This is a genomic window from Comamonas sp. SY3, from assembly GCF_041730275.1.
In the GTDB taxonomy this organism is placed as follows: domain Bacteria; phylum Pseudomonadota; class Gammaproteobacteria; order Burkholderiales; family Burkholderiaceae_C; genus Comamonas; species Comamonas sediminis.
The window spans coordinates 34,969-58,393 of the sequence record NZ_JBGTYN010000029.1; the positions used below are offsets into that span (position 1 = coordinate 34,969).

The 23,425-nt window shown below is 65.7% G+C and carries 28 protein-coding genes; 20 read left to right on the forward strand and 8 right to left on the reverse strand.

The annotated features are described in order from the left end of the window. Positions 1-9: 9 nt before the first annotated feature. The 16 genes from ACCQ08_RS23680 (at position 10) to ACCQ08_RS23755 (ending at position 14,067) form a co-directional block, all read left to right on the forward strand. Positions 10-390 (forward strand): RAQPRD family integrative conjugative element protein, encoded by a 381-nt coding sequence (locus tag ACCQ08_RS23680; RefSeq protein WP_003821105.1) that lies wholly within the window; start codon positions 10-12, stop codon positions 388-390. After that, the gene (locus ACCQ08_RS23685) at positions 387-620 is read left to right on the forward strand and encodes a TIGR03758 family integrating conjugative element protein (RefSeq protein WP_003821106.1); all 234 of its coding nucleotides are present in this window, start codon (positions 387-389) and stop codon (positions 618-620) included. Before ACCQ08_RS23680 ends, ACCQ08_RS23685 begins: the two co-directional genes overlap by 4 nt. Before the next feature lie 16 nt (positions 621-636). Next, positions 637-996, forward strand: a complete 360-nt coding sequence (locus ACCQ08_RS23690) for a TIGR03745 family integrating conjugative element membrane protein (RefSeq protein ID WP_003821107.1) — start codon at positions 637-639, stop codon at positions 994-996. Between the two features lie 12 nt (positions 997-1,008). Continuing rightward, entirely contained in the window at positions 1,009-1,419 is a 411-nt protein-coding gene (locus tag ACCQ08_RS23695; protein WP_003821108.1) for a TIGR03750 family conjugal transfer protein, read from the forward strand. After that, complete coding sequence (locus tag ACCQ08_RS23700; protein ID WP_003821110.1) at positions 1,416-2,108, forward strand: PFL_4703 family integrating conjugative element protein; 693 nt, start codon at positions 1,416-1,418, stop codon at positions 2,106-2,108. The genes ACCQ08_RS23695 and ACCQ08_RS23700 overlap by 4 nt, the downstream gene beginning before the upstream one ends. Next, entirely contained in the window at positions 2,105-3,022 is a 918-nt protein-coding gene (locus ACCQ08_RS23705) for a TIGR03749 family integrating conjugative element protein (protein WP_003821112.1), read from the forward strand. Before ACCQ08_RS23700 ends, ACCQ08_RS23705 begins: the two co-directional genes overlap by 4 nt. Beyond that, positions 3,012-4,430, forward strand: a complete 1,419-nt coding sequence (locus tag ACCQ08_RS23710; protein WP_003821113.1) for a TIGR03752 family integrating conjugative element protein — start codon at positions 3,012-3,014, stop codon at positions 4,428-4,430. Before ACCQ08_RS23705 ends, ACCQ08_RS23710 begins: the two co-directional genes overlap by 11 nt. After that, positions 4,411-4,851, forward strand: a complete 441-nt coding sequence (locus tag ACCQ08_RS23715) for a TIGR03751 family conjugal transfer lipoprotein (RefSeq protein WP_003821115.1) — start codon at positions 4,411-4,413, stop codon at positions 4,849-4,851. Before ACCQ08_RS23710 ends, ACCQ08_RS23715 begins: the two co-directional genes overlap by 20 nt. Then, positions 4,851-7,727 (forward strand): conjugative transfer ATPase, encoded by a 2,877-nt coding sequence (locus ACCQ08_RS23720; RefSeq protein WP_003821116.1) that lies wholly within the window; start codon positions 4,851-4,853, stop codon positions 7,725-7,727. Before ACCQ08_RS23715 ends, ACCQ08_RS23720 begins: the two co-directional genes overlap by 1 nt. 13 nt (positions 7,728-7,740) lie before the next feature. Then, positions 7,741-8,526 carry a thioredoxin domain-containing protein gene (locus ACCQ08_RS23725; RefSeq protein ID WP_012614069.1) on the forward strand — a complete coding sequence of 262 codons (786 nt, stop codon included), beginning with the start codon at positions 7,741-7,743 and terminating at the stop codon, positions 8,524-8,526. Positions 8,527-8,708: 182 nt separating this feature from the next. After that, positions 8,709-9,203, forward strand: a complete 495-nt coding sequence (locus ACCQ08_RS23730) for a JAB domain-containing protein (protein WP_003821118.1) — start codon at positions 8,709-8,711, stop codon at positions 9,201-9,203. Between the two features lie 162 nt (positions 9,204-9,365). Beyond that, complete coding sequence (locus ACCQ08_RS23735; protein WP_003821119.1) at positions 9,366-9,812, forward strand: TIGR03757 family integrating conjugative element protein; 447 nt, start codon at positions 9,366-9,368, stop codon at positions 9,810-9,812. Continuing rightward, positions 9,809-10,756 (forward strand): TIGR03756 family integrating conjugative element protein, encoded by a 948-nt coding sequence (locus tag ACCQ08_RS23740; RefSeq protein ID WP_012614067.1) that lies wholly within the window; start codon positions 9,809-9,811, stop codon positions 10,754-10,756. Before ACCQ08_RS23735 ends, ACCQ08_RS23740 begins: the two co-directional genes overlap by 4 nt. A 9-nt stretch (positions 10,757-10,765) precedes the next feature. Further along, complete coding sequence (locus ACCQ08_RS23745; RefSeq protein WP_212136804.1) at positions 10,766-12,163, forward strand: integrating conjugative element protein; 1,398 nt, start codon at positions 10,766-10,768, stop codon at positions 12,161-12,163. Next, positions 12,160-12,531 (forward strand): hypothetical protein, encoded by a 372-nt coding sequence (locus tag ACCQ08_RS23750; RefSeq protein WP_003821125.1) that lies wholly within the window; start codon positions 12,160-12,162, stop codon positions 12,529-12,531. Before ACCQ08_RS23745 ends, ACCQ08_RS23750 begins: the two co-directional genes overlap by 4 nt. A gap of 15 nt (positions 12,532-12,546) precedes the next feature. Beyond that, positions 12,547-14,067, forward strand: a complete 1,521-nt coding sequence (locus tag ACCQ08_RS23755; protein WP_003821126.1) for a conjugal transfer protein TraG N-terminal domain-containing protein — start codon at positions 12,547-12,549, stop codon at positions 14,065-14,067. A gap of 11 nt (positions 14,068-14,078) precedes the next feature. Here ACCQ08_RS23755 and ACCQ08_RS23760 read toward each other — a convergent pair whose 3' ends face one another. The 3 genes from ACCQ08_RS23760 to ACCQ08_RS23770 all read right to left on the reverse strand — a co-directional run bounded on the left by ACCQ08_RS23760 (position 14,079) and on the right by ACCQ08_RS23770 (position 15,800). Then, positions 14,079-14,444 (reverse strand): DUF3742 family protein, encoded by a 366-nt coding sequence (locus ACCQ08_RS23760; protein WP_003821127.1) that lies wholly within the window; start codon positions 14,442-14,444, stop codon positions 14,079-14,081. 84 nt (positions 14,445-14,528) lie between these two features. Then, positions 14,529-15,161 (reverse strand): RES family NAD+ phosphorylase, encoded by a 633-nt coding sequence (locus tag ACCQ08_RS23765; RefSeq protein ID WP_012614066.1) that lies wholly within the window; start codon positions 15,159-15,161, stop codon positions 14,529-14,531. 12 nt (positions 15,162-15,173) lie between these two features. Continuing rightward, positions 15,174-15,800 (reverse strand): integrase, encoded by a 627-nt coding sequence (locus tag ACCQ08_RS23770; RefSeq protein WP_003821129.1) that lies wholly within the window; start codon positions 15,798-15,800, stop codon positions 15,174-15,176. 316 nt (positions 15,801-16,116) lie between these two features. On the opposite strand from ACCQ08_RS23770, the gene mobH reads away from it, so the two are divergent. Beyond that, positions 16,117-17,988, forward strand: coding sequence for a MobH family relaxase (gene mobH, locus ACCQ08_RS23775; protein ID WP_003821130.1), 1,872 nt, complete (start codon positions 16,117-16,119; stop codon positions 17,986-17,988). Positions 17,989-18,038: 50 nt separating this feature from the next. Here mobH and kdsA read toward each other — a convergent pair whose 3' ends face one another. The 3 genes from kdsA to ACCQ08_RS23790 form a co-directional block, all read right to left on the reverse strand. Next, a complete protein-coding gene (kdsA, locus tag ACCQ08_RS23780) occupies positions 18,039-18,884 on the reverse strand; it encodes a 3-deoxy-8-phosphooctulonate synthase (RefSeq protein WP_024082531.1) in 846 nt (281 codons plus the stop codon). A 201-nt stretch (positions 18,885-19,085) separates the two neighbouring features. Beyond that, the gene (locus ACCQ08_RS23785; protein ID WP_003821132.1) at positions 19,086-19,343 is read right to left on the reverse strand and encodes a glutaredoxin family protein; all 258 of its coding nucleotides are present in this window, start codon (positions 19,341-19,343) and stop codon (positions 19,086-19,088) included. A 10-nt stretch (positions 19,344-19,353) separates the two neighbouring features. After that, complete coding sequence (locus ACCQ08_RS23790; RefSeq protein ID WP_003821133.1) at positions 19,354-20,055, reverse strand: DUF305 domain-containing protein; 702 nt, start codon at positions 20,053-20,055, stop codon at positions 19,354-19,356. A 180-nt stretch (positions 20,056-20,235) separates the two neighbouring features. Between ACCQ08_RS23790 and ACCQ08_RS23795 the strand changes: the two genes are divergently transcribed. Then, the gene (locus tag ACCQ08_RS23795; RefSeq protein WP_012614065.1) at positions 20,236-20,646 is read left to right on the forward strand and encodes a hypothetical protein; all 411 of its coding nucleotides are present in this window, start codon (positions 20,236-20,238) and stop codon (positions 20,644-20,646) included. A 155-nt stretch (positions 20,647-20,801) separates the two neighbouring features. Here ACCQ08_RS23795 and ACCQ08_RS23800 read toward each other — a convergent pair whose 3' ends face one another. Next, a complete protein-coding gene (locus tag ACCQ08_RS23800) occupies positions 20,802-21,497 on the reverse strand; it encodes a FadR/GntR family transcriptional regulator (RefSeq protein ID WP_003821135.1) in 696 nt (231 codons plus the stop codon). Between the two features lie 199 nt (positions 21,498-21,696). On the opposite strand from ACCQ08_RS23800, the gene ACCQ08_RS23805 reads away from it, so the two are divergent. Continuing rightward, positions 21,697-22,239 carry a nuclear transport factor 2 family protein gene (locus ACCQ08_RS23805; protein WP_015912832.1) on the forward strand — a complete coding sequence of 181 codons (543 nt, stop codon included), beginning with the start codon at positions 21,697-21,699 and terminating at the stop codon, positions 22,237-22,239. A 181-nt stretch (positions 22,240-22,420) separates the two neighbouring features. Further along, positions 22,421-22,924 (forward strand): ClbS/DfsB family four-helix bundle protein, encoded by a 504-nt coding sequence (locus ACCQ08_RS23810; protein ID WP_003821138.1) that lies wholly within the window; start codon positions 22,421-22,423, stop codon positions 22,922-22,924. Positions 22,925-22,970: 46 nt separating this feature from the next. On the opposite strand, the gene ACCQ08_RS23815 is transcribed toward ACCQ08_RS23810, so the two are convergent. Continuing rightward, a partial coding sequence (locus tag ACCQ08_RS23815) for an MFS transporter (RefSeq protein WP_373451181.1) occupies positions 22,971-23,425 on the reverse strand: 455 nt, incomplete at its 5' end.

Here is a 23,425-nt window from a genome sequence, read left to right on the forward strand (position 1 = left end):
AATGGCGCGATGTTGGCTCCGATCTGGCAGCGCGCCGCGCATCGCGGCGTGCCCATTTTTCTCGTGACGGCCCTGCTGCTGGGTCAGTCCCCGATGGCGTTGGCCGAGTCCCCCGCACAGCGCCAGGAGCTGGTCGCCGCGCTGCGCCAACTCGACGCGCTGGAGCGCACCGTCGCCGACAGCGCCGCGCGTGCCCCCATCCAGCCGGGCGAGCGCTACCACTTCGATTACCCGCGGTTGCTGGCTGACTTGGCGCGCGTGCGCGCCGGCATCCAGGCCCATCTCACACCGTCGCGTGCCCAGCCGCGCGACCCCTCCGAACTGGCCAGCGACTACCGCACCGAGCGGTCCGCTTCGCCATCGCCGACGACTACGGAAGCCAAGCCATGAACGGCGCCCAGGTCTCGGCATTTCAAGCCAACAGCGGCATCGCGCCTTCGGCGATGGCGACCGTCCTGGTCGGCGCCGTGTTCGCGGTGCTCCTCGTCTGGGGCGTCTGGGCCATCCGAACGGCCTACGTGGGGTGGTCCGAGAGCCGCCTCAACCAGCGCCAGTTCCTCGGCGTCTGCATCCGCTTCGTCGCGATGTACCTCGTCCTGAGCTTCTTCCTCCTCTCCTGACCTGAAAGGCACGACCATGCAAAACCGCATCCTCCATTCCCGCCTTGCCCAGCGCGCCGCTGTGGCACTGGGCTCCGCCGCGCTGCCCGCGCTGTCGTTCGCGCAAGGCTTGCCGCAGTTGGAAAACCCGACCCGCGGCACCGGCAACGGCATCATGGAAACGATCAGGAACTACGGCTACGACATCATCATGCTCGTAGCCCTCCTGGTCGTGGCGTCGATGTTCATCGGCGTCTGCTACCACGCCTACGGCACCTACGCGGAAATCCACACCGGCCGCAAGACCTGGGGCCAGTTTGGCCTCACCGTCGCGATCGGTGCCGTGCTGCTCGTGATCGGCATCTGGCTGCTCACCGAAGCCACCGGCATCCTGTAAGGCGAGGCCGGTATGTCCGAGCAGCAGCACGTCCGTGCGGACGGGACGGTCACGTTCCTTCCGCATCGGCTCAACCGCCACCCTGTTGTCGTGCGCGGCCTCACCGCCGACGAACTGTGGATCTGCTGCGGCCTGTCCGGCGCCGCCGGCCTGCTGGTCGGCGCGCCGCTGTCCTGGGTGTTCCGCACGATCGCCATCGCGCCGACGTTCGTCGTCCTGGGCGTGGCCCTGGGCGTCTTCATCGGCGGCGGCATCCTGCGCCGGCTCAAGCGCGGGCGCCCCGACACCTGGCTGTACCGGCAACTGCAATGGCGCATCGCCACGCGCCATCCACTGATGGCGGGATGGGTAGGCGGCCACGTGCTGATCTCGCGCTCCGGCTTCTGGTCCACCCGAAGGTCCGTTGCAAGGGGGGCACGATGAGCCGCTTCAAGAACGAGATCACCCACCTGCAGGCGCACATCAAGACGCTTCGCCTGGGTGCTGGTGCGCTGGTCATCGTCGCCCTGGTCATGGGCGGTGGCTGGTGGAGCGCGCCGCGCGACCTGACCATCCACGTCCCGCCCGACCTGCGCTCGGGCAGTACCCGCAAGTGGTGGGAAGTGCCGCCCGAATCGGTCTATGCGTTCACGTTCTACGTGTTCCAGACCCTCAACCGCTGGCCGACGAACGGCGAAGAGGACTATCCGCGCAACCTCCACACGCTCTCGCCGTACCTTACCCCGTCCTGCCAGGCCTTCCTGCGCGCGGACTACGACTACCGCCGTTCCACGGGCGAGCTGCGCCAGCGCGTGCGCGGGATTTATGAGATCCCCGGCCGCGGCTACGGCGACGACCCCACGGCGCGCGTGCGCGTGGTCTCCGACCGCGACTGGGTGGTGACGCTCGACATCACCGCCGACGAGTACTACGGCGCCGAGCAGGTCAAGCGCGCGCTCGTGCGCTACCCGGTGAAGGTCACGCGGGTGGACGTCGATCCCGCCCGCAACCCCTTCGGCCTGGCGCTGGACTGCTACGACGGCGCGCCCCAGCGCATCAGCGCACCGGAGCCGACTCGCCCGGCACCTGGCGGCCTGTCTCCGCAAGCGCCCCAAGGAGGAAACACCCCATGAAGCATCCTGTACTCGTGCTGCTGGGGCTGCTGGCCGTGGCCGCGGCACCCGTCTCCCATGCTGTGGAGATTCTGCGGTGGGAACGCATGCCGCTGGCGGTGCCGCTGAAGGTCGGCCAGGAGCGCATCGTGTTCATCGACCGGAACGTCCGCGTGGGCGTGCCCGCAGGCGTGGGCGAACGCCTGCGCGTGCAGAGCGCAGGTGGCGCGGTGTACCTGCGCGCCAGCGAGCCGATCGAGCCCACGCGGCTGCAATTGCAGGACGCCGACACGGGCGCGCTGATCCTGCTCGACATTGCGGCCGAGCCGCCCAAAGACGGCGAAGCCGAGCTGGAGCCGGTGCGCATCGTCGAGGGCAGCAGCACCCCTGCGCGCTACGGCGATCAGCCAGGCGGTGCCGATGAGGCCCCGGCACGCGCCCAGGACCAAGCAGGTACGCGGGCGACCCGGCGCGAAACCCCGGTTCCGGTCGTCCTGACGCGCTTCGCCGCGCAGAACCTCTACGCGCCGCTGCGCACTGTGGAGTCGCTGCCTGGCGTCATGCGGGTGAACCTGCGCCGTGACCTCGACCTCGGCACGCTGATGCCGACGCTGCCGGTGCGCGCGGTCGCGCTCGCGTCGTGGCGTCTGGAAGACCAGTGGGTCACGGCCGTGCGCCTGACCAACAGCAGCAGCGGCTGGGTCACGCTCGACCCGCGCGTGCTGCAAGGCGATTTCCTCACCGCCACCTTCCAGCACGAAGCGCTCGGACCGCGCGGGACGCCCGAGGACACGACCGTCCTGTACCTGGTGACGCGCGGGCACGGCCTCGCGCAATCGCTGCTGCCGGCGATCCACCGCTTCGACCCGGCCGTGCATCTGCCGCAGCGGGAAGCTGAAGCCGACGATGGCAAGGAGGCCCGCCATGCGCAGTAACGGCTTGCTCAAGTGGCTGATGATCCCGGTCGCCTTGCTGGTGCTGTTCGTTGCCATCCGGCTGTTCTCCGGTGGAAGCACGTCGGCACCGCCCGCCGCGGATGCTGGCTCCAAGCTCACGCCCGAGGAAATGAAGGCGTTGGGCATCGAAGGCGATACCCCGCGCGATACCGTGGCAACGCTCGTCGCCCAGGTGAAACAGTTGCGCACCGAGCTTCAGACCGCGCTGACCGACAACAAGTCGCAGCGCGAGGAAAACCAGCGGCTGCGCCAGCGGGAGAACTCCATTGATCAGCGCATCAATTCGGCCCTCGAATCCGAGCGCTCCAACCTGCGCCGCGACCAGGAACAGGCGGCCAGCGCGCGCCAGCAGACCGAGGGGCTGCTCGCCGACCTGCAGCGGCGCCTGGACAGCATTGGCGGGCGCGGCGGCGGTCACGCTGATCTGCCGGTGGGCCTGGGGCTGCGCGGCGGCGACGAGGCCGGCATGGAAGGCGGCATGCGCTGGGTCGAACCGGACGACGCGAAGAAGGCCGAGGGCCGCAATGGCAGTCGTGGCGCAGGCAGCGGCATGAGCTTCCCGACGAGCTTCGGCCCGGCACAAAGCACACTGGAAACCACCGCGGAAACCGTGGCGAACGCCGGCGCAGGTGCGGCAGGCGTCAAGAGCGCCAAGCCGGTCTATACCGTGCCGACCAACTCGACACTGATGGGCTCCGTGGCGATGACGGCGCTGATTGGGCGCGTGCCGATCGACGGGACGGTGAACGATCCGTACCCCTTCAAGGTGCTGGTCGGGCCGGACAATCTGACTGCCAACGGCATCGACATTCCCGACGTGGCCGGCGCGGTGTTCTCCGGAACCGCATCGGGCGACTGGACGCTCTCGTGCGTGCGCGGCCAGGTTCGCAGCATCACCTTCGTCTTCAACGACGGCACGATCCGCACGATTCCCGAAGACCGCGAAGGCAACCAGCAGAACAACCAGCAGCGCGACGGCCTGGGCTGGATCAGCGACCCGCACGGCATCCCGTGCGTCAGCGGCGAACGGCGCAGCAACGCCCAGCAGTACCTCGGGTCGCAAGCTCTGATCACCGCGGCCGGAGCCGGCGTGGCCTCGCTCATCGAGAGCGACAGCGGCCGCATGTCCTACGTCGGCTCGGACGGCGCCATCGGCACCGTGGGCATCAGCGGCAAGGAAGCAGTCGGCCAGATCCTCGCGGGCGGCGTCCGGGACATGTCGACCTGGGTCAACAAGCTCTACGGACAGGCTTTCGCCGCCGTCTATGTGCAGCCAGGCGCCAAGGTCGCCGTCCACCTCGAAAAGCCGCTGGCCATCGATCACGACCCCGAAGGCCGGCGCGTCGATCACCGTGCAGGAGAAAGCCATGCGCTCGAACTCGATTAAGGGCCTCGCGCTGGCCGCGGCCGTCGCCGTGCTCAGCGGTTGCGCCACCAGCAAGGAAGAACTGCTGACCCATAGCGACCGCACCATGATGGACATCTGGCAGCAGGAAACGGGTGGCGGCGGCAGTGGCACCGGCCAGGTCGCGCGCCGGCAGTTGCTCGACGCGCGCCAGAGCCTGCGCCGGCCGCTGACCGACGCCGATGTGCAGGCTGCGCCCGTCGAGCAGATGCGCTACACGCGCACGGCGCGCAACGAGGTTTATCGCCAGTTCCAGCGCCTGCCCAACCCCGATCTCGTCATGTATGTGTACCCGCACCTGGCGGGCACGGACCCCGTGCCGGTTCCGGGCTACACGACGGTCTTCCCCCTGTACCAGCGCGTGCAGTACGCCATGCCCGGTGAACGGCTGGAGGACTATTGATGCGCTGGGAACTTCCCTGGCCGAAGCTGGCCGCATCCGGCACCGGCGACGAAGAGAAGCCGGACGGCTGGCAGCGCCACGTCGAGGCCTTGCGCCAGGCCGGCGTCCCTGAACCCGGCGCAGCGGTCCAGGGCCGCAGGCCGGCGACGGTAGCCGACGAGCAGGCGCTGTACGACGTCGCGCCGTCGTTCGCGGAACTGCTGCCTTGGGTGGAGTTCTTGCCGCAGTCGAAGTCCATGCTGCTGGAGGATGGGCAGTCGGTCGCTGCCTTCTACGAGCTGGTGCCGCTGGGCACCGAGGGGCGGGAGCCCGGCTGGCTCGCGCATGCCCGCGATGCCTTGGAGAACGCGCTCCAGGACTCGTTCGATGAGCTGGACGAAAACCCCTGGGTACTCCAGCTCTATGCCCAGGACGAGCCCAGCTTCGACCAGTACATGCAGACCCTGCGCGACTACGTGCAGCCGCGTGCCCGCGGCACCGCTTTCACCGAGTTCTACTTGCGCTTCTTCGGCCACCACCTGCGCGCGGTCGCCAAGCCGGGCGGCCTGTTCGAGGACACGGTGGTCACGCGGCTGCGCTGGCGCGGCCAGACGCGGCGGGTGCGCATGGTGATCTATCGCCGTGCAACTGGGCAGGCAAGCCGCCGCGGCCAGACGCCCGAGCAGATGCTGAACATCGTCTGCGACCGCCTGTGCGGCGGCCTGGCGAACGCCGGCATCCAGGCACGGCGCATGGTCGCAGCCGACGTCCACGACTGGCTGCTGCGGTGGTTCAATCCGCGCCCGGCGATGCTTGGACCGAGTGCAGAGGACCGGGAGCGCTTCTACGCGCTGGCGCGCTACCCCGACAGCACCGAAGAAAGCGAGGCCGGCGAAATCGAGCTGGCGAGCGGGCGGGATTTCAGCCAGCGGCTGTTCTTCGGCCAGCCACGCTCCGACGTGGAGCACGGCACCTGGTATTTCGACGGCATGCCGCACCGCGTGCTGATCACCGACCGGCTGCGCATGCCGCCCGGCACCGGACACCTGACCGGCGAGACCCGCAAAGGGGATGCCATCAACACGCTGTTCGACCAGATGCCGGAAGACACCTTGCTGTGTCTCACGATGGTCGCCACGCCGCAGGATGTCCTGGAAGCGGATCTCAACCACCTGGCGAAGAAGGCCGTGGGCGAGACGCTGGCGTCGGAGCAGACGTTGAAGGACGTGCAGGAAGCCCGCTCCCTCATCGGCAGCGCACACAAGCTCTACCGGGGGACGCTGGCATTCTACCTGCGCGGACGCGACGAAGCGGAACTGGACCGGCGCGGCCTGGACCTGGCGAACGTGATGCTCAATGCTGGCTTGCAGCCGGTGCGCGAGGACGACGAGGTGGCGCCGCTCAACAGCTACTTGCGGTGGCTGCCATGCTGCTACAACCCCGGCCAGGATCGGCGCAAGTGGTACACCCAACTGATGTTCGCTCAGCACGCGGCGAACCTGTCGCCGGTGTGGGGCCGCGCTCAAGGTACGGGGCACCCGGGCATCACGATGTTCAACCGCGGTGGCGGGCCGATCACCTTCGACCCGCTCAGCCGCCTGGATCGGCAGATGAACGCCCATCTGTTCCTGTTCGGCCCCACCGGCTCCGGCAAGAGCGCCACGCTCAACAACCTCTTGAATCAGGTCACGGCCATCTACCGACCGCGGCTGTTCATCGTGGAGGCTGGCAACAGCTTCGGCCTGTTCAGCGACTTCGCACGCATGCTCGGGCTGACGGTAAACCGGGTCAAGCTGGCCCCAGGTTCGGGCATCAGCCTCGCGCCATTCGCAGACGCGCGTCGGCTGATCGAGACGCCCAGCGACGTGCAGACGCTCGACGCCGACGCGCTGGATGAAGACCCGCCACCAGATGCCTCGGCCATGGAGGCGGACGAGCAGCGCGACGTGCTCGGCGAACTGGAGATCACGGCGCGGCTGATGATCACGGGCGGAGAGGACAAGGAGGAAGCCCGGATGACGCGGGCTGACCGCTCGCTGATCCGTCAGTGCATCCTCGACGCCGCCGAGCACTGCGTGGCCGACAAACGCACGGTGCTTACGCGCGACGTGCGCAACGCGTTGCGCGCCCGCGGCCAGGACCCGACGCTGCCCGAAATGCGCCGCGTGCGGCTGCTGGAGATGGCGGATGCGATGGACATGTTCTGTCAAGGCACGGACGGCGAAATGTTCGACCGCGACGGCACGCCGTGGCCCGAAGCCGACATCACCTTGGTTGACCTCGCGACATACGCCCGCGAGGGCTACAACGCGCAGCTCTCCATCGCTTACATCAGCCTGATCAGCACGGTGAACAACATCGCCGAGCGCGACCAATACCTGGGACGCCCGATCATCAACGTCACCGACGAAGGCCACATCATCACGAAGAACCCGCTGCTCGCGCCCTACGTCGTGAAAATTACAAAGATGTGGAGGAAATTGGGGGCCTGGTTCTGGCTCGCGACGCAGAACATCGACGACCTGCCGCGCGCCGCGGAGCCCATGCTCAACATGATCGAGTGGTGGATCTGTCTCAGCATGCCGCCCGATGAAGTTGAGAAGATCGCGCGGTTCCGCGAACTCTCGCCCGCGCAGAAGGCGCTGATGCTTTCGGCGCGCAAGGAAGCGGGGAAATTCACCGAAGGCGTCATCCTCTCCAAGAGCATGGAAGTGCTGTTCCGCGCCGTGCCGCCGTCCCTGTACCTCGCCCTCGCGCAGACAGAACCCGAGGAGAAGGCCGAACGCTACCAGCTCATGCAGCAGTACGGCTGCACCGAACTGGAAGCGGCTTTCAAGGTGGCCGAGAAGATCGACCAGGCCCGCGGCATCGAGTCGCCGGCCCTGGAACTGTCGTAAACCGGAGAACGCCATGGAACAGAAACGTCCTTCCATTCCGATGCAGGTCCAGGCGTTCCGCCGTCGCCGCTGGCGGCCTCGCTGGCCCTGGGTATTGGCTGCTGCGCTGGTCGCGCTGCTGCTGATCTGGCTGGTGTCCCGGACGCCCGGCGAATCCTCAGCGCCGTCGCGCGCGCCGGTCAGCACGGCGCAGGTCGCTGGGCCACCCTGGCAGATGGGCAACCCGGAAGGCCGTTTCACGCTGACGCTCTATGCCGACCTGGAATGCCCGTTCTGCCGGGAGTATTTCCCGCAGCTCAAGCGCTGGGTCGGCAACAACACCGACGTGGCGCTGCAATGGCATCACCAGCCGCTGGCCGCGCACGAGCCTGCCGCGTCGGCCGAGGCACGTCTGGCCGAGTGCGCCGCCGAAGCGGGCGGGCATGCGGCGTTCTGGCAGGCGGTCGAATGGGTCTATGCCCACACGCGCAGCGACGGCCAGGGCTTGCCCGATGGCTTGCGTTACCCCGAAACAACGTCAGCCATCGAACAGTGCATGGCTAGCGAGCGCCCCAACGTGGCCATCCGCGCGCAGGCCGCGGAAGCCACCAAGAGCGGCGTGACCGCCACGCCGTCGCTGCGACTGCTCGATCGCCAGACGGGCCAGGCCATCCTGTTGCAGGGGCCGATCGAGGGCGATGCCTTGCTCTCGGCCATGGACCTGCTGGCGGCCGGGGAAATGGCCAGCGACGCGCCGGGTTCGCCCGCCACCCCCACATCCGAAATGCCTGCCGACGTTGTCGGCGACATGCCCAGGTAGCCCTCGGTCTTGAAGGCTACGGCGCGGCTCGCCGCGCTGACCGCTACCCGTTCGCTTTCGCATCCTGGCCGCGAACAATCACCGCCGCGCGGTGATGGATGCACCTTGTTCCGCTGTTTCCATCCCCAGGAGGGCTTGCCCTCCCAGGGTGGCGCCCTCCGCTCACTTTCTGGAGGTCCGCCATGTCTCTCGTCGCCAACGACTCCTGCGTGGAGCCACGTTTTGCCCCCATGTCCCAATCCGATGACTGGATCATCCGGCAAGCCATCGCGCTGCTGGAGCAGCGGGTCTTCAAGAAGGGGCCATCCCTGGAGAGGCCTGCCGCCGTCAAGGACTACCTGCGCCTGAAACTGGCCGCCGAGCCCAATGAAGTCTTCGCCATCGTGTTCCTCAACAGCATGCACGAGGTGCTGGCCTACGAGCCGATGTTCAGAGGCACGATCCATTCGACCTCGGTGCATGCGCGTCCGATCGTGCAGCGTGCCTTGGAACTGAATGCGGCAGCGGTCATTTTTTCTCACCAACACCCTTCGGGCTGCACGGAGCCGTCGAGCGCGGACCGTGCGTTGACCCAAACGCTGAGGGCCGCGTTGTCGCTGATCGACGTGAGGGTGCTGGATCACCTCATCGTCGGCCAGGGCACGCCGTACTCGTTCGCGGAATCCGGCCTGCTGTAGCGACGGCATCGGCTCCCTGATCCACGCGGAGGCTTCGGCCTCCGCTTTTTCATGGGCGCGAGACAAGCAGGTATGCGGGCAGTGCGCGATGCGCATTGTTTGTTGGGGCCGCGTCGGCTTCGCGTTTGACTACTGCTCTGATCAACTTCAAGGGCACGCGACATGACAGCATCCCTTTCCAGGTTCGCGCCGGGCTGGCGAACCCTCGGCCGGGCCGTGGCGCTGCCGGCAGCCCTGGCCGTTTTCAGCCCGGCCACCTTCGCCGCCGACGTGGTGGTCGTCACCGACAGCCGCCACCCGGTCAAGACCATGGGCGGCGAGCGGCTGATCGAGCTGGACGAAGCCCACAGGATTGAAGCGGAGCTTTCCGCGGGACTGCCCACCGACCCCGAACAGGCGACGGCCATCGTCAAGCGCCGGCTGAATGGCGGCGGTGCCGATCTGCAGCGACGCATCGCTTCCGCATACCAAGGCGTTACCGACGCATGGAGCCTCGGCATCACCAGCCTCCCGGCCGTGGTGGTGGACAGGCGCTATGTGGTCTATGGCGAGCCGGATGTGGCTCGCGCTGTCGCGCGCATCGAGCAGCACCGGAGGACCCAGCCGTGACCCGACCATTCGACCTGATGCGCCGCCTGCGCGCTGGCGTGGCTTCGTTGCTGCTGCTCAGCGCCACGGGCAGCTACGCCCTCAATACAGCGACCATCATCGGCTCGGTGGCATCGCCCGATTGCCTCGAATACCGCGTCGTCGGCATCTGCTACTGGCTCTACTGCACATGGACGGGCTGCACCGTGCGCACGTCGATCAAGGTGCGCCACTACATCCCCGATGCAGTGGTGTCGTCGTACTCGAATACCGGAGAAAACCCCTGGGTCGAAGTCCAGGCAATGAGCACGCCCAACCCGTCCGCCCAAGCTGGCGGCGACGGAACGACGAACGAGGATCACGAAAACAGCCTCGCCAAATTCAAGAACGCGGATGTCATCGGTCACCCCGGCGCAGAGGTGTTCAACCAGTTCGTCTCTTCGTCAGGCTACTTCTGTGAGGGCGCGGGCACGGCGTTTATGCCGTACTTGCTCAGCACCCTGGATACGCTGGCCTGGCGCTACAACGTGCCCGAGATGGCCTACCCGGAAGCGCTGATTCCGGGCCGGCGCGAAGTCGGTGCCCGTACCACGATGAATCTCTGGGGCAACGTGTATCCCCGTGGCGGCTTCCTGCACCAGACCGACGACTTCAAGGCCGGCGCAGTGGTGGCCCAGCGTGCGGGCGATGTGGTCACGCGCCGCGGGCAGATCCACGTCTATCAGCCGTTGCTTGCCAACTCCCGTGACGGCTACTGGCCGGCCGGCGCGCTGATGGAGGGCGATGCCTCGACCGGCAAGTGGCAAGAACTCACGCCCGTCCTGTCCTCGTCCTGCACGGTCTTCCCGCGCAGCGGCTTCCTTACCCAGGCCCAGCAAGGCGACTACGCATGGGCGCTGTGGCGGCCGTATGCCTGCTGCGAGCGCCGGGGCCAGGTGTTCCTGGGCAGCGTCGATTTCCTCTGAGGGGGTGCCATGAAGTTCCGTCCTGCATTCAATCCGTTCTCCCGCCGGGTACGTCGCACGGAGATCGTCCTGGCACTGGCCGGCGCGCTCGCGCTGGGCAGCGGCGTGGCCTGGGGTCAACTGGGATACCAGACCAGCGGCAGCGTCATCGGCGATGACGTCATGTACTCGATCGGTGGCGGCAACGCCGTGTCGATGGGACGTGCAGCCGGCATGCGCTCCATCGGTGTCGGCGTGGGTTGGAACAGCAACTTGATCTGCGGCGACATGAACATCCAGACCACGTTGAAGAACCAACTTAACGGCATTACCAACGGCTTCCAGCAAATCATGTCGTCGGTGATCCAGAGTGCCACCAGTGCGGTGGCATCGTTGCCCGCACTGATCATCCAGCGGGCCGATCCCGGTCTGTACAACCTGCTCACCAATGGCGTGCTGCAGGCGCGGCTGGATTTCGACCGCAGCAAGCTGACGTGCCGTGCCATGGCCGAGAAGATGGCCGAAACGGCGGGCGGCCAACTCGGCTGGAGCCAGATGGCCGAAGGGCTGGCGCTGCGCGATGCCGTGTCGAGCACGGATGCGGTCTCGGCCATCGAGCAGGCCGAGACGCGCCGCGGCAATGACGGCGTGCCGTGGGTCGGGGGCAGCAACGCGGGCGGCTCCGGCCAGCCCGCGATCAAGGTCGTCGGCGATGTCACCCGCGCTGGCTACAACCTGGTCAACGGCCGCGGCGTGACCGACACCTCGTCCATTGCGCCGGCCAGTTGCAGCAGTCTCTCGTGCCAGACCTGGACCTCGCCGCAGGCTGCCGTCGAGTGGGCCACGCGCGTGCTCGGCGAGAAGGAGCAGCGCACGTGCGATGCCTGCACCAAGACCGAGACGACGCCGGGCGTCGGGCTCACGCCGCTGATCCAGGAGGAGTACGACGCCAAGCTGCAGGCGCTCCAGGACCTGGTAACCAAGGCCAAGAACACGACGCCGGAGAACCTGCGCGAAGCTGGCAGTGCGTCGCTGCCGATCACGCGCGGCGTGATCGAGGCGCTGCGCGACGAGCCCGACCAGCACCTGCTGTCGCAGCGCCTCGCGTCCGAGGTCGCGCTGGCATCCGTGCTGGAGAAAGCGCTGCTGCTGCAGCGCACGCTGCTCACGGGCAAGAAGGAGCCCAACGTCGCGGCGAACGAACTTGCCGTGGAGGCGGTGAACCACGAGAGCGACACGCTCGACCGTGAGATTCGCAACCTCAAGACCGAACTGGAGCTGCGGCGCGAACTGGCGAACAACTCGCCCATGGCGATCATCCAGCGCCACGGCGCGCGCGCGGCCGGTTCGCGCGGCATCTACGAGGGCGATCCTGTGCCGGACCGTCTCGACCAGCTCCAGAAGGGCAATCCGGGGAGTCGGCCATGAGCCCGGCGCGCATGGCCTGGCGGCCGCTGCGCTGGTTGTTCAGCCGGCGCGCGGCGAAGACGCTGCTGTGGCTGGTGCTTATCGTTGCCGCCGCAGTGGGGGCGAACGTCGCGGGCATCAACCTGGTCGGCAGCGTTGCAGGCTGGGAACGGTGGCTGGCGGCCTCCGCAGGGTATTTCTTCATCTGGCGGCTGTGCGTGTACGCGGCAACGGCCTATGGATGGTTCTGGATGCGCCGCCGGGTGCTGGCCCGCGAAGACCAAAGCGGGACAGATGGGCAGGCGCGGCGCCGGCTGATCCGTACCGAGGTCGCCGGCGTCGTCGCCATCGTCGCGCTGGAAGCCAGCCTGTTGATGCAGGCCGCTTGAGGGGAGATCGGGGCCATGACGCTCTTCACGACCGACTATCTGGAGTACTACCTCACCCTCGTGTCCTGGATCGTCAACAACGGTATCTGGGCCGTGCTGGTGTCCAGCGGGGTGTTCGCGCTGCCTTTCGTCGCCATCGTCGTGCAGGAGTGGCTGAAGGCCCGCGCGGAAGGCGCTGACGAGGGCAACAAAGGCGTTCTGAGTGCCGCCCGTATCGAGAACCGGGTGTTCGTCGCGATCGTGGTGGTGATGTTCGCGGGCATTCCGTTCATCGACGTGGACCTCAGCACCATCCAGTACGACAGCTCGCGCTCGGCGCAGTGCCAGGTCAGCGTGCCGCAGCCCACGGAAACCGGCTGGTCGCAGTCCTTCAGCACCATCAACAACCAGTCGGCGAAGGTGCCGGTCTGGTGGGCTTTCATGCACGCGCTCTCGCGCGCCGTCACGAGCGCCTCGGTAGCGGCGATCCCGTGCGGTACGGACCTGCGGCAGATGAGGATGGAGATCGACGCGACCCGCATTGACGACCCGGTACTGGCTCAGGAGGTCGCGGACTTCTCGCGGGATTGCTATGGGCCTGCGCGGGCCAAATTGTTCATGCAGCGCCCGGATCTCGATGAGCAGCAGATGCACGACGTAACCTGGATCGGCTCGCGCTTTTTCACGGACACGGGTGGCTACTACGACAGCTACCGCTCCAGCACGGCGCGCGAGGCATGGCCCTATGACGACACCCGCGATGCAGGCCTCGCGCAGGTTGCCAATGGTGGCGGCTACCCGACCTGCAGGCAGTGGTGGTCAGACGGCAGCAACGGCCTGCGCGCGCGGCTGCTGGGGCAAGTGGACCCGACCCTGCTGAATCGCCTGGCGGGCTGGGCCGGGTTCCTCAGCCGGGCCGAGGTGGACGATTCGGTGATCCGCGCCATCGCGTCACCGCGGCAGCAGAAACTGAACCAGGGCAGCGTCTATACGGACTACGGCGGCCAGATCGACAAGACCCTGCCGAACATCGTGACGCGCGCCACGGGCGACGTGGGGATGGCAGTCGGCGCGATTGCCGCGTTTCCTGCCATGGATGTCGTGCGCCAATCCCTGCCCATGATCCTCGCCTTACTGAAGATGGCGCTGGTCATCTGCATCCCGCTCGTGCTGGTTGTGGGCACCTACGACCTGAAGACGGTCGTCACCGTCAGCGTCGTGCAGTTCGCGCTGTTCTTCACGGACTTCTGGTTCCAGCTCGCACGCTGGATCGATTCAACGATTCTGGACGCGCTTTATGGCTGGGGCTTTGGCTGGAACCGGCCGCACACCAACTTTGACCCGCTGGTAGGGTTGAACAACGCCTTCGGCGACATGCTCCTGATGTTCGTCATGGGCACGATGTTCCTGGTTCTGCCGGGATTCTGGCTGGCGAGCCTTACCTGGGTTGGGATTCGGGCCGGGCACGTCATCCAGGGACTTTCCGATGGCAGCAAGAGCGCCGGCCAAGCTGGCGGCAAGGGTGCCGGGGCGCTCACCGGAGGAAAACTGAAATAGCGCGAGGCCGGTCAGTCGTCGGTGTACAACTCGTGCGACGTGTCGTTGTACAGGTTGGGATCGTAGCCCGGCGTCTTGCGCAGCTCGGTGAGGTCGGTGAAAGGCCACTCGTCCTCATCCGAAGTATTTGCAGCAGCAGCCCATCCCGCCGCCGCAACGCCCAGCATCACGAGTGCAAACCAAAACGCAACGTAGAGCAGCACCCCCAGTACAGCCAGCTTGGCTACCCACACGAGCGCGGTAGCGCCAGCTCGCGGCATGCCCTTGGACACCAACCAGTTCGACGCCCGCCGTTCGCGTCGCGCATAGGCACGCCATCCGCGGCCAAAGGCGCGGCCGAGGCGTTCTGCGGTGCTGGTGCGGGTCGTCGTGTTCATGGTCGTCTCCTGCTGTTGAGGAATGCCTATTCCAGTTTGCTCCACTTCATTCGGTTTGCGGCTTCAATGTGTTTTCTTGCTGCTTCAGGACGCTTCGTCATCCGGCCCCACCGGGCCGGGGTCGGGTTCAACGCCGATGCGGTAGGTAACAACGAAACGCGGCCAGTCCACATGGTCCACCAGGTCGATGTCCTCGATGACGCCAACCTTCGCTCCCGCACGCTCGAACAGGGCGATGCTCTTGGCGGGATAGTTGTTGCGCGACGGATAGAGCACCCCGTCGAACAGCGCCTGGCCATCATCTCCGAGCATCGCATGCACCTGGGCGGACACCCGCTGCGTGTGCGTGTAGTCGCGGCTGGCCAACTGCTCCAGGTTCAGGCCGAAGTAGCCCGCCATGACGCCCTGCGCCGTGAGATCGGCCAGAAACACGTCGTCCATCACGCCTACTGCGCGCACCATCCGGGCTTGGACTTCTTTCAGCGCGATCGAGCGTTGCGTGTCCGCAAGCCACTGGTGCTTGTGAAACACCGACTCCATCAGCGCCGTGGGCAGGTCGCGCCCCAGGTAGAGCACGCCGTAGGCCCCCGCTGGGTCATCGTAGCGATTCGTGCTGCTGCGGCCATAGTACAGCGGGCTGCCCCGATAGACGACGCGGCTCACATGCTGGAGCAGTTCACCGGCATCGATCAGGAACGAAGGCAGCTCGTGGCTCATGGCGGTCTCGCTTCAATGCACCTGGACGCCCAGCACGTTGAACACGGCCTCGGCCACGTCATCGATCGTGCCATGCGTCACCGCATCCACGGGCGAGCGACCACCCAGGCCTTCGAGGGGTTCGGACAGCGCGCGGTAGATCGTCCAGTGGTCGATGCCCTCGACCTCCTGGAGCACGGTTTGGGTCAACTGCTGCTTCACCGGGTCGAGCTGCCAGTCGGGCAGCTTCTGGCCGCGCGGCCCCACGTTCAGCGCCAGCAGCCGACGGGCGAGGATGTCCTTGTAGATTTGCTGGCGCGACTTGTCCGCCAGCTTGGCGAACTCGGCAGGCGGCAGGTTGTCCGGCTGGTTGAAGGCTTCCAGCAGCAAGGCGCGGCCTCGCTGGACATCGGTTTCAGCCGGTGTCCAGCGCGTGTCGGAGCGCAACGCGGCCGCCTTGCGCTGCAAGGCCTGCGCCACCGTTTCACCTTCCAGGTTGGCGGGCAGCGTCACCGCCTCCACGCGCTCGTGGATGAACGCCTGCAACTCAGCCGCGAACGCCGGTGCATCCCGGATTTCGACGGTATCGGCGAAGCGTCGCACATCCTCCACCGTGACTCGCGGCAGCCGGTCGGCAATGAATTCGATCGCAGTGGGCATGGTCAGCTCCCAGGTAGGTTTGAGACAGGATTCACTCTAGTCTCCTTTGTCGCATTTGTCAACTTAGTCGCCCGGGTGGGAGCCTACCTGGCGGTGTAGCGCCCCGGCAGCATAGGCCGGGGCCCAGCGCCAGGTCGCCGTCTAATCCATTCGTGCGGGTTCCGCATTGACGCTGGAGCCGCAGCCCAGGCCCCGCTATACCGAAACGGTTAAAGGCCAAAGGGTCGAAACGGCAAGGGAATGGGGTGCAAGGGGAAAGGCCCTACCTTGAAAAGGCCAAAAGGCCTCCCGCCCGGCCCGCCATCAGGACACCGACATGCTCTCCCTGTTCCAGCGAAAACGGCCCCCGGTCGCTGCCGCGCCGTCGCCAGCACCCGCCACCGACCTCCCGAAAGGGTTGATGCGGCCGGAGTCGGCCGCATCGTTGCTCGCCACCCCGCGCCGGCAGAAGCTGCTGGAACACATCTGGCAGCGCACCTCGCTTTCGCGCAAGCAGTTCGCCTCCCTGTACCGCGCGCCGCTGGAGCGCTACGCCGAGCTGGTCCAGGCCTTCCCGGCTTCCGAAGCGCATCACCATGCCTACCCGGGCGGCATGCTCGACCATGGCCTCGAAATCGTCGCCTACAGCCTAAAGCTGCGGCAGTCCCATCTGCTGCCCATCGGGGCCAGCCCCGAAGACCAGGCGGCGCAGGCCGAAGCCTGGACTGCGGCCGTCGCCTATGCCGCACTGCTCCATGACATCGGCAAGGTGGCCGTCGATCTGCACGTCGAGCTGGCCGACGGCAGCACCTGGCACCCATGGCACGGCCCGCTGCGCCAACCGTACCGCTTCCGCTACCGCGACGACCGCGAGTACCGGCTTCATAGCGCCGCGACAGGCTTGCTGTACCAGCAATTGCTCAATCGCGATCTGCTGGACTGGCTCAGTGGCTATCCATCCTTGTGGGCGCCGCTGCTCTACGTCTTGGCTGGGCAGTACGAGCACGCCGGGGTTCTGGGCGAGCTTGTCGTGCAGGCCGACCGCGCCTCCGTCGCCCAGGAGCTGGGCGGCGATCCCGCGCGCGCCATGGCCGCGCCCAAGCACTCGCTCCAACGCAAGCTGGTCAACGGGCTGCGCTACCTGCTCAAGGAAGAGCTGAAACTGAACCAGCCGGAGGCCTCCGATGGCTGGCTCACCGAGGACGCGCTGTGGCTGGTGAGCAAGACCGTCTCGGACAAGCTGCGCGCGCACCTGCTGTCCCAGGGGGTCGATGGCATCCCCGCGAACAACACGGCCGTGTTCAACGTGCTACAGGATCATGCCATGTTGCAGCCCACCGCCTCCGGCAAGGCCATCTGGCGCGCAACTATTACCAGTGAGAGTGGCTGGTCCCATGCCTTCACGCTCCTGCGCCTGGCCCCGGCGCTGATCTGGGAGCCCTCGGAGCGACCCAGCCCATTTGCGGGAACCGTGACCGTGGACAACGCCGGCGAGGCCGAGGACGGGCCGCGCCCGTCCGCACCCGACGCTGCATTGCTACCTGGAGCAGCGGTGGCAACGGAGAAGGAGCCCGCAGCAAGCAGCCGTCCAGATCAGTCGGGCGGAAGTCACGCCATACCTCCCAGCACGCAGCGCAATCCGGCCGACCCACTGGAAAGCATGCTGGCGATGTTCGAGACAACGCCTGAGCCGGAGCAGTCCGTCGAAGCCCCGCCAGAGGGTGCCGACGATGCAGCGGTGCCGCTCGACCCTCCCGCATCGGCCCCAGGTCCTTCGGCGCCGACCGCCGCGCCTGCGCCGCACGATTTCGCCTCATTTACCGGGCGGCCATCGGGCGAGCATTTCATGGCCTGGCTGAAACAGGCCGTCCAGACCCGCAAGCTCATCATCAATGACGCCAAGGCCCTGGTACATACCGTGTCCGACACGGTTTACCTGATCAGCCCTGGTGTTTTCCAGCGCTACGCACAAGAGCATCCAACCATTGGGCCGCTTGCGAAGGACGCGGCCCTGCAGGACTGGCAGTGGGTGCAGAAGCGCTTTGAAAAACTCGGACTCCACAGGAAACAGCCATCGGGTCTGAACATCAGGACGTGCGAGGTCATGGGACCGCGCAAAACGCGCCAGGTGCATGGCTATTTGCTCGAAGACCCATCGCACATATTCGATGCCGTTCCACCGAACAATCCTTATCTGTCGCTCAAATAGCCGACTAAGAGGGGAAGTGCCACACGTTCTGTTTGAACGGGTGGCAAGCTTCAGTCGATCCGAAGAGGCTCGAACGACTTGACGAGTTGGTCCACCGCCTTGACCTGCCGCAGCAGCGGTTCGAGCGTGTCCAGTGGCAGAGCGCTGGGTCCGTCACAACGTGCATGCGCCGGGTCGGCGTGTGCTTCGAGGAACAAACCGCCAATGCCGACCGCCATGCCGGCCCGCGCGAGTTCGGGCAACTGTTGGCGACGCCCACCCGAAGCCAACGCATCCGCTTCTCGCCGCTGCAGGCTATGGGTTACGTCGAACACCAGTGGCAGGCCACTGCTGGCAACGCTCATTTCGCGGAAGCCCAACATGTCCACGACGAGATTGTCGTAGCCGAACTGCGTGCCACGCTCGCACAGCAGGACGCGCGGGTTGCCAGCCTCGTGCAGTTTGTGGACGACATGCCTGATCTGGCCCGGGCTGAGGAACTGCGGCTTCTTGACATTCACTACCCGACCGGTGCGGGCAATGGCGGCCACCAGATCGGTCTGCCGGGCCAGGAAGGCCGGAACTTGCAGTACGTCGGCAACGGCAGCGACCTGCATGGCCTGCTCAACCTCATGCACGTCGGTCAAGACTGGGCATCCGAACCGCGACTTGACCGCATCGAGGACCCGCAGCCCTTCCTCCAGGCCGACACCTCGGAAAGAATGGATCGACGAGCGATTGGCCTTGTCGAACGACGCCTTGAAAACGAAGGGTATCCCCAGCTTGCGCGTCACCTCCGCGAAGTGCTCAGCCGCAGCCAGGGTCGTATCGAGATCCTCGATGACGTTGATGCCGCCGAACAGCACGAACGGCAGGTCGTTGGCGACTGTGATGCCCTCGGAAATGGCGACGTGCAGGGAGGTGGCTGATGATGTCGATCGCATAAAAATTCCTCTCGTGATGTCAACGACCGCAGGCGAAAGCGCCGAGCGTCGTCGGCGAAGAATGCCTCACGGTCTTGAGCTTTGCGTGCAGACGCGTCCACAACAGCGCTTACAGGGTCCGACCGGGGTCCGCACCGGCGACTCCGCCCGTGACCACGGTCTTCCTTCAGCGGCTCACTGAAGACCGAGCGCCTTCATCAGCCTCGGCTTCTGGCTCGCGAAGGTGCCATAGAAGACCTCGTCGCCGACGATCGTGATCGGGGCCACGCGCACGCCGGTTCGTGACTTGGCCTCCGCGGAAATCTTCGGGTCGGTCAGGTCGCGCTCTTCAAACGCGATGCCCTGCTGGGACAACCACTCCTTTAGTGCCCGGCAGTCCGGGCAAGTTGGAGTGCTATAGATGAGGATGCGCGGGGTGTTGGCTTGGTTCATGGTCGTGCCTTCACTTGCCCCGAGCGACAAGCCAACTCTTCATCATGGCGATCTCGCCTTCCTGCGCGGAGATGACCTCCTGAGCCAACTTGCGGACCTCCGGGTTCTTGCCGTACTGCAGCGCCACCTTGGCCATGTCGATCGCACCCTGGTGGTGCGGGATCATGCCGCGCATGAAGTCCACATCGGCGTCGCCGCTGAAGTCGATCATCATGTCCGCATGCATGCGGTCGTTGCCGGCACGGTAGGCGGCCGTCGAGGCATCGCCCGAGCTGCCGGCCGCCGCCTGCTGGCCGTTGTCGCCCAGCCACTTGTTCATCATGGCGATCTCGCCTTCCTGCACGGTGATGACCTCCTGGGCCAGCTTGTGAACCTCCGGGTCCTTGCCGTACTGCAGCGCCACCTTGGCCATGTCGATCGCGCCCTGGTGGTGCGGGATCATGCCACGCATGAAATCGACGTCGGCGTTGCCAGTGAACTGCGCTCCCATCCCGGCGTGCATCTGGTCGTTCACGGCGCGATACGCGGTCGTGGAAGGACTGTCATTGGCCGAGGCGCTGGAGGGCATCGCGTGCCCTTGGTGACCTCCGCCCGCACTGGCCTGCATCGCTTCACCCGACGGGACGACCACCTTCTTCTGGACGGCCATCAGGCCGGCGGCGACCACGACGGCGCCCGCAATGAACAAGAGGCTGAACTTGTTGACCTTCATGAAAAAACTCCTTGAATGAGGTTGATGGGTTCACTGTAGGGCCTCCCATTGTTGGAAGGTCAAGCCCTTATTTCGCCCGTCACTTGGCGCTGCACGGCGGTGTGCCCATGCCCATTTCAGTTGCAAGTAATTCTCAACAAAGGTAGGATGTTAGGACGTTAATAGCGAGAGTCCAGGATCATGTCCCAGCAACCGAAAGTTCACGACACCAGCGATTTCCCCATCGTCCGCTTCGACGGCGCAAGCATCTACAACGGATACAGCAGCGCCTGGTGCGCGGAAATGGATGAACTCGTCGCCTGCGGAAAGCCCTTCGTGCTTATCTACGTCGCGGGAGGGCCAGAAGAGACTCTCGACGATCGCGCTCAGCGCGGCGTCTGGCTGAAGACTCACAAGGAGACGCTTGGCGGCACATTGCTCGCGCTCATCCACGTCGAACCGGATTCGGATAAGCGAGCCCAGTTGGAGGCCATGCTGCCAAAGCTCGTCCAGGCTTTCGGTACACCGCAGTCCACCCGGGCCACCCACGCCGATGCCGAGGCGCTGGCCCGGTATGTCCTGGCGGGTGGTCGCGTCGAAGATTCGATATGAACAGCACCGTCCGGTCGCTGTAGCGCACCAAGGGCCTATCCATGAGGACCGGCTACCGCGTGCTCTCCGGGAAACAACCCGCGTTCCGATCAACGGGGCCGGCGACCGGCTGCTCGATGGAAAGCGGCATTGCCAGCGCGGGAGTCGCGCTCGGATCAACCCGATTTCTCAAGTGCCGCAATCAGCGGAGCGACCACGTTCCGCACAGCCGCCGCAGCTGCTTCTCCATCCTGGCGCTCGATAGCATCCACGATCGCCTCATGGGTCGCGAGACCCGGCTCGGGCAGTTCCTTGTCCTTCAGCGCAGTCAGCGTGTTCATGCGGACCGAGTTCGCGAAGTAGCGGTACAGCTCAGCCAGCGCGCCGTTGCCGCACATCCCGGCGATCGCGCAGTGGAAAGCCGTATCGGCCTCGGCAAAGGCCGCGCTCGATGCGTGTTGCTCCTGCTCGCCGCGGGCCTTCAACAGTCGGCGCAGCAGCCCAACGTCCGCCTTGGACCGATGCACCGCGGCCAACCTGGCCGCCTCGGTTTCCAGCATGCAGCGCAACGCGAAGTGCTCTCGCAAGCCGGAACGCCCGACACGGCGCATGACCTCGGCCGGATCGATATTGGTTCGCACGTAGGTGCCATCACCCTGGCGGACTTCCAGGACCTGGCCGTGCGAGAGCACGCGAATGGCTTCCCGCACCGTGTTGCGGCCAACCTCCAGCATCTCGGCCAGTTCCTGCTCCCTGGGGATGCGCTCGCCGACCTTCCAGGCGCCTCCCTCGATCTGGCCGCGGATCAGCTCAATCGTCGAATCGACGAGCGAACGCCGCGGCGCCTGTGGGAGTGTGAAGCGGTTATTCATCGCGGTTCTCAAATGACGTAGAGACGGGAGCCCATCGGACCTCGATTGTAGCAACTCAGGCCTTATACATAGGATGATTCTATGTATTTGACAAAAGAGCAATTGCCGACGGCCTGTGCTTCGTTGCGCGCGACATGCGATTTTCCACCACGCCCGTGCGAGCGGGATTTTTTTCAACACCTTTTGGAGTATTTCGACCATGAACAACATGCAGCACGCCCTGTCATTCAGGCCCCTTCGTTCTTCAGACGGCTTGCGCTGCCGTCCGGTGCAGGCTTTGGGAGCGATATTCCTCGGGCTGGCTTCACTCGCCTATAGCGTCACGTCGCAGGCGGCAGATGAGCCAGAGAACGTGAAGGTGGTCCGGCAATACCTTGACGCCTGGAATGGCGGGCGAACCGACGCGATGGAAAAAGTGCTCGATTCCAACGTCGTCTATTTCAATACCAGCAATGAAGCGTCCCGCACTGGGCCTCAAGCCATTACCGAAGTCTCGCAGTTTCTGATGAAAATCCTGCCCGACCGAAAAATGAAAATCCGTTCGCAGCCGGTTGCCTCCGGCGATGGTGTGGCGATCGAGTGGGAATTCACCGCCACCAAGAACAGCAATGGCGGGACGTCGCCCTCCAGTTCGACCATCAGTTATTTCGGCGCGAGCTTCTTCCGTGTTTCGAACGGAAAGATTGTCTATGCCAGCGACTACTACAACCACAACACCATGCAGAAGCAGCTTCAGCAGTAACGTAAATCCGCAAACAGGAAATCACCGACATGTCCCGCTTCATCATGCACAAGCCCTCGGCGCCGCCAGCGCAGCGGTGAGGCAAGCGCTTTTCCTCAATCCAAGGTAATTGCGCTGGTGACTTGATGAATATCTGACACGCCGGTTATCGAGCCTTGTCTCGATGAAATAGAAATCCCGAATGAAACTACCAACCACGAAGCAGGAACTCCTTGACAAGGTTCGCGCCAGCCACCGAAAGCTCGGGGTAGAAGCTGCCACCATTCCCGCCAGCCACTACCGGCACACGGCCATGATCTGGCAGGAGCCGCGCCTGCATACCAACGCTGCGATGGTCCTGGTGGACGTCATCGTCTGGAACACGATGATCCTGCAGTTCGCGCATGATCGGACGCCTGGACCTTCGGCGTCCTTTTACTCGCCGAGTGCGATGGCGCAGCGGGCCGAGCGTCTTTCTGCCGGCTTCCAGCGCCGTTTCGCGGGCAGAGACCTTCGCGAGCTGGAAGCCATGCTCACGGAGGGACAGGACCGGGTGCTCGACTGCGTGGCGCACCATTCGAACGCCTCGCTTTTCGATCCCGCGTTGAGCCCGATGAAGACCCTCGGGCGCAAGATCCAGTTCTTCACCTCCACCGCCTACGACGACGCGCTGTCGAGGCTGCGCCAGTGGAAGCAGGTGCTGTAGCGGCCGAGGCGACCCACTGCGCGGAGCGCCTCTTGCACCGCTCCGATCAGACCGGAGCTGGCAGCGCCGGCTTTCGCGCGGCCTGCCACAGCAGCGGCACCAGGATCAGCGCCAGGGCCGGGAAGATCATCCAGTTGACCGCCTGCCAGCCCGAGCTGTGCAGGATCGATCCCGCGAGGAACGACACGGCCGCCGTGGCGGCGAAGACGAAGAAATCGTTCATGCCCTGCGCCTTGCTGCGCTCGGCCGGGGTGTGGCAATCGGTGACCATCGCCGTCGCGCCGATGAAACTCAAATTCCAGCCGATGCCCAACAGCGCCAGCGAGCCCCAGAAGTGGGACAGGCCGAGCCCGCCCAGGGCCACCACCCCGGAGGCGGCGAGCAGCACCATGCCGACGGCGGTCACGCGCTCCTTGCCGTAGCGCACCATCAGTCGTCCTGTGAAAAAGCTCGGCCCGAACATCGCCAGCAGGTGCCACTGTATTCCTAGGGCGGCGTTGT

Excerpts from the sequence above, each read along its gene's own strand:
- ACCQ08_RS23680 (WP_003821105.1), top strand. The coding sequence starts at position 10 with ATGTTGGCTCCGATCTGGCAGCGCGCCGCGCATCGCGGCGTGCCCATT.
- ACCQ08_RS23685 (WP_003821106.1), top strand. The coding sequence starts at position 387 with ATGAACGGCGCCCAGGTCTCGGCATTTCAAGCCAACAGCGGCATCGCG.
- ACCQ08_RS23690 (WP_003821107.1), top strand. The coding sequence starts at position 637 with ATGCAAAACCGCATCCTCCATTCCCGCCTTGCCCAGCGCGCCGCTGTG.
- ACCQ08_RS23695 (WP_003821108.1), top strand. The coding sequence starts at position 1,009 with ATGTCCGAGCAGCAGCACGTCCGTGCGGACGGGACGGTCACGTTCCTT.
- ACCQ08_RS23700 (WP_003821110.1), top strand. The coding sequence starts at position 1,416 with ATGAGCCGCTTCAAGAACGAGATCACCCACCTGCAGGCGCACATCAAG.
- ACCQ08_RS23705 (WP_003821112.1), top strand. The coding sequence starts at position 2,105 with ATGAAGCATCCTGTACTCGTGCTGCTGGGGCTGCTGGCCGTGGCCGCG.
- ACCQ08_RS23710 (WP_003821113.1), top strand. The coding sequence starts at position 3,012 with ATGCGCAGTAACGGCTTGCTCAAGTGGCTGATGATCCCGGTCGCCTTG.
- ACCQ08_RS23715 (WP_003821115.1), top strand. The coding sequence starts at position 4,411 with ATGCGCTCGAACTCGATTAAGGGCCTCGCGCTGGCCGCGGCCGTCGCC.
- ACCQ08_RS23720 (WP_003821116.1), top strand. The coding sequence starts at position 4,851 with ATGCGCTGGGAACTTCCCTGGCCGAAGCTGGCCGCATCCGGCACCGGC.
- ACCQ08_RS23725 (WP_012614069.1), top strand. The coding sequence starts at position 7,741 with ATGGAACAGAAACGTCCTTCCATTCCGATGCAGGTCCAGGCGTTCCGC.
- ACCQ08_RS23730 (WP_003821118.1), top strand. The coding sequence starts at position 8,709 with ATGTCTCTCGTCGCCAACGACTCCTGCGTGGAGCCACGTTTTGCCCCC.
- ACCQ08_RS23735 (WP_003821119.1), top strand. The coding sequence starts at position 9,366 with ATGACAGCATCCCTTTCCAGGTTCGCGCCGGGCTGGCGAACCCTCGGC.
- ACCQ08_RS23745 (WP_212136804.1), top strand. The coding sequence starts at position 10,766 with ATGAAGTTCCGTCCTGCATTCAATCCGTTCTCCCGCCGGGTACGTCGC.
- ACCQ08_RS23750 (WP_003821125.1), top strand. The coding sequence starts at position 12,160 with ATGAGCCCGGCGCGCATGGCCTGGCGGCCGCTGCGCTGGTTGTTCAGC.
- ACCQ08_RS23755 (WP_003821126.1), top strand. The coding sequence starts at position 12,547 with ATGACGCTCTTCACGACCGACTATCTGGAGTACTACCTCACCCTCGTG.
- ACCQ08_RS23760 (WP_003821127.1), bottom strand. The coding sequence starts at position 14,444 with ATGAACACGACGACCCGCACCAGCACCGCAGAACGCCTCGGCCGCGCC.
- ACCQ08_RS23765 (WP_012614066.1), bottom strand. The coding sequence starts at position 15,161 with ATGAGCCACGAGCTGCCTTCGTTCCTGATCGATGCCGGTGAACTGCTC.
- ACCQ08_RS23770 (WP_003821129.1), bottom strand. The coding sequence starts at position 15,800 with ATGCCCACTGCGATCGAATTCATTGCCGACCGGCTGCCGCGAGTCACG.
- mobH (WP_003821130.1), top strand. The coding sequence starts at position 16,117 with ATGCTCTCCCTGTTCCAGCGAAAACGGCCCCCGGTCGCTGCCGCGCCG.
- ACCQ08_RS23785 (WP_003821132.1), bottom strand. The coding sequence starts at position 19,343 with ATGAACCAAGCCAACACCCCGCGCATCCTCATCTATAGCACTCCAACT.
- ACCQ08_RS23790 (WP_003821133.1), bottom strand. The coding sequence starts at position 20,055 with ATGAAGGTCAACAAGTTCAGCCTCTTGTTCATTGCGGGCGCCGTCGTG.
- ACCQ08_RS23795 (WP_012614065.1), top strand. The coding sequence starts at position 20,236 with ATGTCCCAGCAACCGAAAGTTCACGACACCAGCGATTTCCCCATCGTC.
- ACCQ08_RS23800 (WP_003821135.1), bottom strand. The coding sequence starts at position 21,497 with ATGAATAACCGCTTCACACTCCCACAGGCGCCGCGGCGTTCGCTCGTC.
- ACCQ08_RS23805 (WP_015912832.1), top strand. The coding sequence starts at position 21,697 with ATGAACAACATGCAGCACGCCCTGTCATTCAGGCCCCTTCGTTCTTCA.
- ACCQ08_RS23810 (WP_003821138.1), top strand. The coding sequence starts at position 22,421 with ATGAAACTACCAACCACGAAGCAGGAACTCCTTGACAAGGTTCGCGCC.